Here is a 7185-nt window from a genome sequence, read left to right as displayed (position 1 = left end):
CGACGGTGGATGCGTTCCTAGACAGCTCGCATCACACTCGGAGGTCTTCACCATGTCAGCTCGCCACGCCGCTACCAACGTTTGTGGTCAGTACACCTAGCTCGTCCCGCAGCCCGAGGGCCGGAGACCGCGCGGGGCCGGTATTGACGCCATGCCAACAGCATGTCGTACCCTGAGCCGACACGTGGTCCAGGAAAGGGATACCGAGCATGGCCGAGACGAACAGCGACGCGCCGGCGTACGCGGACATGGTGAACAGCGCGCTGGAGTTCACCATTCCGATCGCGCACAAGATGGGTGTGCGGGCGCTCGAGGTGCGGTCCGGCTACGCGCGGACGACCGTGCCGATCGAGGGCAACGGCAACCACTTCGGTGTCATGTACGCCGGTGTGCTGTTCACCGTCGCCGAGGTGCTCGGTGGTGCGATCCCGCTCGCGACCTTCGACGTGGCGAAGTACTACCCGCTGGTGAAGGATCTGCGGATCGCCTTCCGCAAACCCGCGAAAACCGATGTGCGCGCGGAGGCTTCGCTGTCGGCGGAGGAGATCGCCCGGATCACCGCCGAGGCGGACGCGAAGGGCAAGGCCGATTTCACGTTGCACGCCAGCGTGATCGACGCCGACGGGGTCGTGGTCGCCGAGACCACCGGCCTGTATCAGCTGCGCACGCACGGCAGCTGACCCCGCCTCGCCCGCGGCCACCCGGCCGCGGGCGAGGCGTAACCTGATGGAGAGCAACGGAGTTCGCCCATGACCACGTCCCTGCTCCGGGATCTGGGTGTCCGCGCCTGGGTCGAACTGGAATCGCTGCGCCTGGCCGTGGGCAGCGGTCTGGTGGGCGTCGAATCGCCCCGAACCCTGCTGTCGGCGGGCGCCGCGCTGCTGCGCTACGGGACTCTGCCCGCGGCCCTTCGGTTTTCGGCCGCGCGCTACGGCGACCGTCCCGCGCTCGTCGACGAACTGGGCACGCTGAGCTTCCGCGATCTCGACGAGCGCTCCAACCGCCTGGCCAACGAGTGGCGCAAGCGCGGGCTGAAAACCGGTGAGGGCGTTGCGATTCTGGCCCGCAACCATCGCGGCCTGCTCGACGCGGTCTTCGCCGCGGCCAAGTGCGGCGCCCGGATCATCCTGCTCAACACCGATTTCGCGGGGCCGCAGCTGCACGACGTGGCCCGGCGGGAGGCGGTGGATCTGCTCGTCTACGACGAGGAGTACGAGCCCATCCTCGGCGATCTGAGCCCCCGGCGCGGGGCCTACCGCGCCTGGACCGACACCGCGCACACCTCGAGCCTGGAGGCGCTCATCGCGGCGGGTTCGCCCGCGTCGCCGCCCGCCCCGGGGACCGCGGCCAAGGTGATCCTGCTGACCAGCGGGACGACCGGAACGCCCAAGGGCGCGTCCCGGCCGGAACCGCGCTCGCTGGAACCGGTGGGCGCGCTGCTGAGCCGGGTGCCGTTCCGCACCCGCGAGGTCACCGAATGCCCTGCGCCGCTGTTCCATACGCTCGGCTTCTCGATGGCGCTGCTGTCGCTCGGGCTGGGCTGCACGTTGGTGATCCGGCGGCGCTTCGAGCCGCGCGGGGTGCTCGACAGCATCGCCCGGCACCGCGCGACCGCGCTGGTGGCCGTGCCGGTCATGCTCGCCCGCATCGCCGAACTGGAACCGGAGGAGCTGCGCGGGCGCGACTTGTCCTCGCTGCGAATCGTTTTCGTGGCCGGGGCGCAACTGGGCGCGGAGCTGTGCCGCCGCGTGACCGAATCGCTGGGGCCGGTGATCTACAACATGTACGGCTCCACCGAGATCGCCTACGCCACCGTCGCCACCCCGCGCGATCTGGCCGCCGAACCCGGCTGCGTCGGACGGCCGGTGCTCGGCGCGGTGGTGCGGATCCTCGACGACCACGGCCGCGAGGTCCCGCGCGGGACGACCGGGCGGGTGTTCGTCGCGAACGCCGTGCAGTTCGAGGGCTACACCGGCGGGGGCGACAAGGAACGCGTCGGGCGCCTGACGGCCTCCGGCGACGTCGGCCATTTCGATTCGGCCGGAAGGCTTTTCATCGACGGCCGCGACGACGACATGATCGTCTCCGGCGGCGAGAACGTCTTCCCGGGCGAGATCGAGGAACTGCTCAACGCGCATCCGGGCGTGCGCGAGGCCGCGGTGCTCGGCGTGCCCGACGAACGATTCGGCGCGCGGCTGGAGGCGTTCGTGGTGCGCGCGGATCCGGAACTGGACGACGACGCGATCAAGGCGCACGTGCGTTCGCATCTGGCGCGCTACAAGATTCCGCGCCGGGTGGTGTTCCTCGACGAACTGCCGCGCAACCCGACCGGCAAGGTGCTCAAACGCGTGCTGCGCGAGCTGTGAGAACTGCCTTTGCCGAATGTTTGCGGCAGACTGGATAGTCGCCATTTCCGTTTGGCATATCCCGCCGTTTTCTCCACGGAAAGCCCGCGTGCCGAGGGTTCGCCGACCTATCCTGAGCCGTACGTGACAGGAAAGAGTTCACCATGTCGGACAGCAAGGCGCGGACCGCATCCCGATTACCGACCACGATCGATACCAGCGTGGCCCACGAGGCCCGGGTCTACGATTACTGGCTCGGCGGCCGGGACAACTATCCGGCCGATCGCGCCCTCGGCGACGCCATCGCCGCCCACGTTCCCGCCATTCGCGAGATGGCCCGCGCCAATCGCGCGTTCCTCGCGCGCGCGGTGCGATTCGCGATCGCGGAGTTGGGCGTCACCCAGTTCCTCGACATCGGGACGGGCATCCCGACCGCGGGCAACACCCACGAGATCGCGCAGCGGATCGATCCCGCCGCGCGCGTGGTGTACGTGGACAACGATCCGATCGTGCTGGCGCACGCGCGGGCGCTGATGGCGAGCACGGACGAGGGCGCGACCGCGTTCGTCCACGCCGACCTGCACGATCCGGCGGCGATCCTGGCCGAACCGGTGCTCACCGAGACGCTGGACCTGGATCGGCCGGTGGCCCTGATGCTGGTCGCGGTGCTGATGTACTTCCGCGACGAGGACGATCCGCACGGCATCCTGGCGCGCCTGCTGGACGCGCTGCCGTCCGGCAGCTGCCTCGTGATCACCCATCCCACAGCGGATTTCGACGCGCGGGCGATGAAGAACGTGGTGCTGGCGTCGGAGCAGGCCGGGATCACGTTCTATCCGCGCAGCCGCGCCGAGACCGAAAACCTGTTCGCCGGAACGGAAATCCTCGATCCCGGCGTGGTCCCGGTGGTCACCTGGCGACCCGACCTCGCCGACGACGCGGCCGCGACGACGGCCACGGACCCCGAATCCGCCTGGTACTGGGCGGGTATCGGCCGCAAGCCCTGAAAAAGCCTGCGGCGCAGGGAAAACCGGCGCGAGCGATCCCCTTCCGCGCGCGCCGGTTTCACCCGTTTCAGCAGTTACGCAGCTCGGGGCTCTGGTTCAGCAGCTGCGCGCGGGTGGAGATGAAGCGGCCGTAGGTCTCGCCGCCCACCTCCGACAGCCGGAAGGCGGCCACCCGGTGGCAGTTCTGGAAGGCGAGCTTCACCCCGAAATGCCGTTCCAGGCCGCCGCGGATCGCGTCGGAGGCCATGGCGCGCAGCAGCTGGCCGCGGGCCGTCTCGTCGGGCGGTGCGACCAGATTGTCCGCGAATGCGGCTGTGCCGGAACGCAGTTCGTCGGCAACCCGGCTGACCACCTCGTACGCGTAGGGCAGCGAGTCGCGCACGCATTCGACGAACTCCGCGTCGCTGACCTCACCGCGTTCGGCCCGTTCGAGTAGTGCGGTTGGGACGTCCAGTGACATGACGCTCTCCTCATGGGATGGGCGGATGGTGCCCCATGATTCTAAACGAAAAACGTTGTCAACAATCCTGGATTCGCGACGAGAGTGCCTGCTTCAGCGCGGATTTCGTGTCGGCGGTCAGGGTGCGCACCACCTCCGCGGCGGGTGCGTCGGTGGCCAGGACATGGGTCTGACCTGCCCAGAGGTTCACCGCGTCGGCATTGCCCTCGGCGCGGGCGATCTTGCGCAACGGCCCGGTGGCGTAATGGATTTCGGGGTAGGCGACCGGGGCGTCGGGGTGGTCGAGCATGAACTGGTTGCGCAGTCCGCGCGCCCGGCGGCCGCTGAACGCGCGAGTGAGCATCGTGGGGGTCGCGATCGGCAGGGCGTCGCGGTGCACGCTCGCGGTGCCCGCCTCGGGGCAGCGCAGGAACGCGGTGCCCAGCTGCGCGGCCGCCGCGCCCGCGGCCAGCACCCCGGCGATGCCCGCGCCGGTGACGATGCCGCCGGTCGCCACGATCGGCACGTCGACCGCCGCGGTGAGCAGTTGCAGCAGTGCGAGCACCGACAGCGGATCGGTGGCGTCGTCCTCGGCCCGGTCCACGAAGGTCGCGCGATGCCCGCCCGCCTCGGCGCCCTGGGCGATGAGCACGTCGGCCCCCGCCTCGACCGCCGCGCGGGCCTCGGGCACCGAGGTCACCGTCACCCACACCTCCGACCCGGCCGTGCGCAACCGCGCGATCTCGGCCGCGTCGGGGCAGCCGAAGGTGAACGACACGACCGGCACCGGATCGGTCGCCAGCCGGGCCAGCTTCGCCGCCCAGTCGTCGTCGTCGAATCTCGGCTCGCCGAGGTCGTAGCGGCCGCCGAGGCGATCGAGGTACGGGGCGAATTGCTCCGGCGGGGTGGGTGTTCCGGGGGCGAACAGATTCACCCCGAACGGGCGGTCGGTGAGTTCGCGTACGCGCGCGACGCGGTCGAAGCTGTCGTCCGCGCCGAGGTATCCGGTGGCGAGGAAGCCGAGGCCCCCGGCGTCGGAGACCGCCGCCGCGAGTTCGGGCGTCGACGGGCCGCCCGCCATGGGCGCCAGCACGATCGGAGTCCGCAGTTCGTCGAGGATCACCCCTCCAGTTTGATCTCGAGCTGTGATTTTCGCTCAGAAGGTTGCGGAAAGGTCACGACGGAGTACAGTTTCCGTCACAACAGATGCCGAATCGTTACCGAACCCGGGTTTCGAGGCGGCAGGACCAGTGATCGACACTAGGACGAGCCTTGCCGCACCATCGTGAGACCGCCACTTCGGTATCTGTCTGGGATTTGCTGGAAGACGGGGCTGCCGGTCGGCCGACCCGGCATCGGTCCGAATCCCGCACCGCGGATCGCGTCAAGCTCGCGGCCAGCGCCGCGGTCGCCGCGGGCGCGCTGATCGGCACCGCCTCACAGCTGGCGCAGGCGTCGCCGCTGCTGGCCGGTGGGCACAACGCCAACGACACCGACACGATCGCCCTCGACGTCGCCTCCGAGCCGGTGAAGGAGGCCAAGCAGGCTCAGCCGGGCCCGCAGCTGGTCGCCGAGACCGAGCAGGTCGCCGCCCCCGCGCCGGTCGCCGCGCCCGCCCCGGCTCCCGCGCCCTTCGGCTTGCAGAACCTGCCGCCCGAGGTCGCCGGTCCGCTGTCGCAGGCCGAGCAGGTCATCAAGAGCCTGCAGCAGCAGGCGGCCCCCGCGCAGGCGGTCCGCCCGGTGTCCGGCGTGGTGAGCTCCGGGTACGGCGGGCGTTGGGGCGCGTTCCACTACGGCGTCGACTTCGCCGATCCGATCGGCGAGCCCATCCACTCGGTGGAGTCCGGCACGGTGATCGAGGCGGGCCCGGCGTCGGGCTTCGGGCTGTGGGTGCGGGTCAAGCACGACGACGGCACCACCGGGGTGTACGGGCACGTCAACGACATCCTCGCCCATGTCGGGCAGCGGGTGAACGCCGGTGACGTGATCGCCACCGTCGGCAACCGCGGCGACTCCACCGGGCCGCATCTGCACATGGAGATCTGGGATGCCAACGACAACCGGATCGATCCCGCCCCCTATATGGCGAGCAAGGGCGTCACGCTGTCGCAGCAGCAGTGGGGTCCGGGGCGGGACTAGGAACGAGACCGGCAGCCGCGCCCCACGCGTGGTGAGCGGTAGTGGGGGTTTGTGGTTTGACGGGCTTGCACGAGCTGTTCGAAGCCGAGTCGCTGCTCGGGCGCGCCTACGCGGCCCTGGTTCAGCATCCGAGAATCGGCCTGACCGAGTTGGCCGAGCACCTGGGCGAGCCGCCCGAGGCGGTCGCGGCCGCGCTGGCGGAACTGGTCGAGCTCCAGGCGGTGGTCCGCATCGAGGACGACGGCGGGGTCTGGGACGCGCACGCCCCGGAAGCGTTGTCGGAGGCCGAGTCTCGTCGTCGGCAGGCGCAGACCGCGCGCATGCACGCGGCCGCCGCGCGCCTGGGCGAGACGTTCCGGTCGGTGCGGCGCTCGGCGCGCGGTGACGGCACGGTGGTCCCGATGTACGAAACCCGGGAGATGATCGCCGAATTCGAGGACCTGCAGCGCAACGCGTGCAAGACCGTGCGCCTGGTGGAACGCGGCCCCTACGTCTGCGACGACGAGCGCGCCGAGCGGCTGTTCGAGCTGAAGACCGCGCGCATCGAGGCGGGTGTGCGGTATCAGCTGCTCTATCAGGACACCATCTATCAGGACGCCGACCGGTTGCGGCACGCGCTGGCGGTGACCGCCGCGGGCGCGCAGGCCCGCACGCTGCCCGATCCGCCGGTGAAGGTCCTCATCGCCGACGGCGAGCGGGCGAGCCTTATGCTGCACCACGACGAGCGCCGCGGCGATCCGATGGGCCTGCGCATCGGCCCGTCGCCGACGCTGGACCTGCTCGTCCGCACCTTCGACGTGCTCTGGTCGCTGGCCGCGCCCATCTCGGTGAACCCGAGCGAACCGCTCGACGAGCGCGACCGCGCGATCCTCACCCTGATGGGCCTGGGCGCCACCGACGACACCATCGCCCGCCGCCTCGGCATGTCCCGCCGCACGGTCGTGCGCCGCACCGCCAGCCTGCTCGAACGGCTCGGGGCCAGTACCCGTTTCCAGGCGGGGGTGCAGGCCATGAGGCGGGGGTGGCTGTAGGGCCGAGGGAGAAAGCCCGAGGCCCGCGTATCGTCTCCGAATGTGACGAATCCATCGAATCGGGCCGCCGCCGCAACGTTCGGTCCCCCTTCTACCGATGAGTAGTGCGTAGCTCGGGCGCGAGCCGCCGTACCACGCACCCCTATATGATTGCTCGGACCGCGGGTGGGGACGTCGACGTCGGTCGGCCGTGCGGACCTGATGAACGCGAGAGGTGAAAGCAC

At 70.2% G+C, this 7185-nt stretch carries 7 protein-coding genes; 5 read left to right on the top strand and 2 right to left on the bottom strand.

Going from position 1 to position 7185, the window contains the following annotated elements; all coding sequences use genetic code 11:
* Nucleotides 1–209: 209 nt before the first annotated feature.
* The 3 genes from ACFYTQ_RS20700 (at nucleotide 210) to ACFYTQ_RS20690 (ending at nucleotide 3352) form a co-directional block, all read left to right on the top strand.
* A complete protein-coding gene (locus ACFYTQ_RS20700) occupies nucleotides 210–680 on the top strand; it encodes a YiiD C-terminal domain-containing protein (protein ID WP_387363060.1) in 471 nt (156 codons plus the stop codon).
* A 69-nt stretch (nucleotides 681–749) separates the two neighbouring features.
* The gene (locus ACFYTQ_RS20695; protein ID WP_387363057.1) at nucleotides 750–2366 is read left to right on the top strand and encodes an acyl-CoA synthetase; all 1617 of its coding nucleotides are present in this window, start codon (nucleotides 750–752) and stop codon (nucleotides 2364–2366) included.
* 143 nt (nucleotides 2367–2509) lie between these two features.
* On the top strand, nucleotides 2510–3352 hold the full coding sequence (locus ACFYTQ_RS20690; protein ID WP_387363054.1) for an SAM-dependent methyltransferase: 843 nt from the start codon (nucleotides 2510–2512) through the stop codon (nucleotides 3350–3352).
* Nucleotides 3353–3419: 67 nt separating this feature from the next.
* Here ACFYTQ_RS20690 and ACFYTQ_RS20685 read toward each other — a convergent pair whose 3' ends face one another.
* Together ACFYTQ_RS20685 and ACFYTQ_RS20680 are read right to left on the bottom strand one after the other, a co-directional pair.
* Nucleotides 3420–3812, bottom strand: coding sequence for an SCO5389 family protein (locus tag ACFYTQ_RS20685; protein WP_387363051.1), 393 nt, complete (start codon nucleotides 3810–3812; stop codon nucleotides 3420–3422).
* A 58-nt stretch (nucleotides 3813–3870) separates the two neighbouring features.
* On the bottom strand, nucleotides 3871–4914 hold the full coding sequence (locus tag ACFYTQ_RS20680) for a nitronate monooxygenase (protein ID WP_387363048.1): 1044 nt from the start codon (nucleotides 4912–4914) through the stop codon (nucleotides 3871–3873).
* 149 nt (nucleotides 4915–5063) lie between these two features.
* On the opposite strand from ACFYTQ_RS20680, the gene ACFYTQ_RS20675 reads away from it, so the two are divergent.
* Entirely contained in the window at nucleotides 5064–5930 is an 867-nt protein-coding gene (locus tag ACFYTQ_RS20675; RefSeq protein WP_387363045.1) for a M23 family metallopeptidase, read from the top strand.
* A 56-nt stretch (nucleotides 5931–5986) separates the two neighbouring features.
* Complete coding sequence (locus tag ACFYTQ_RS20670) at nucleotides 5987–6961, top strand: DNA-binding response regulator (protein ID WP_387363042.1); 975 nt, start codon at nucleotides 5987–5989, stop codon at nucleotides 6959–6961.
* Nucleotides 6962–7185: the final 224 nt, after the last annotated feature.

This window comes from Nocardia sp. NPDC004068, from assembly GCF_042874315.1.
In the GTDB taxonomy this organism is placed as follows: Bacteria; Actinomycetota; Actinomycetes; order Mycobacteriales; family Mycobacteriaceae; genus Nocardia.
This window is presented reverse-complemented; position numbering and strand designations above follow the sequence as displayed.

Excerpts from the sequence above, each read along its gene's own strand:
- ACFYTQ_RS20700 (WP_387363060.1), top strand. The coding sequence starts at position 210 with ATGGCCGAGACGAACAGCGACGCGCCGGCGTACGCGGACATGGTGAAC.
- ACFYTQ_RS20695 (WP_387363057.1), top strand. The coding sequence starts at position 750 with ATGACCACGTCCCTGCTCCGGGATCTGGGTGTCCGCGCCTGGGTCGAA.
- ACFYTQ_RS20690 (WP_387363054.1), top strand. The coding sequence starts at position 2,510 with ATGTCGGACAGCAAGGCGCGGACCGCATCCCGATTACCGACCACGATC.
- ACFYTQ_RS20685 (WP_387363051.1), bottom strand. The coding sequence starts at position 3,812 with ATGTCACTGGACGTCCCAACCGCACTACTCGAACGGGCCGAACGCGGT.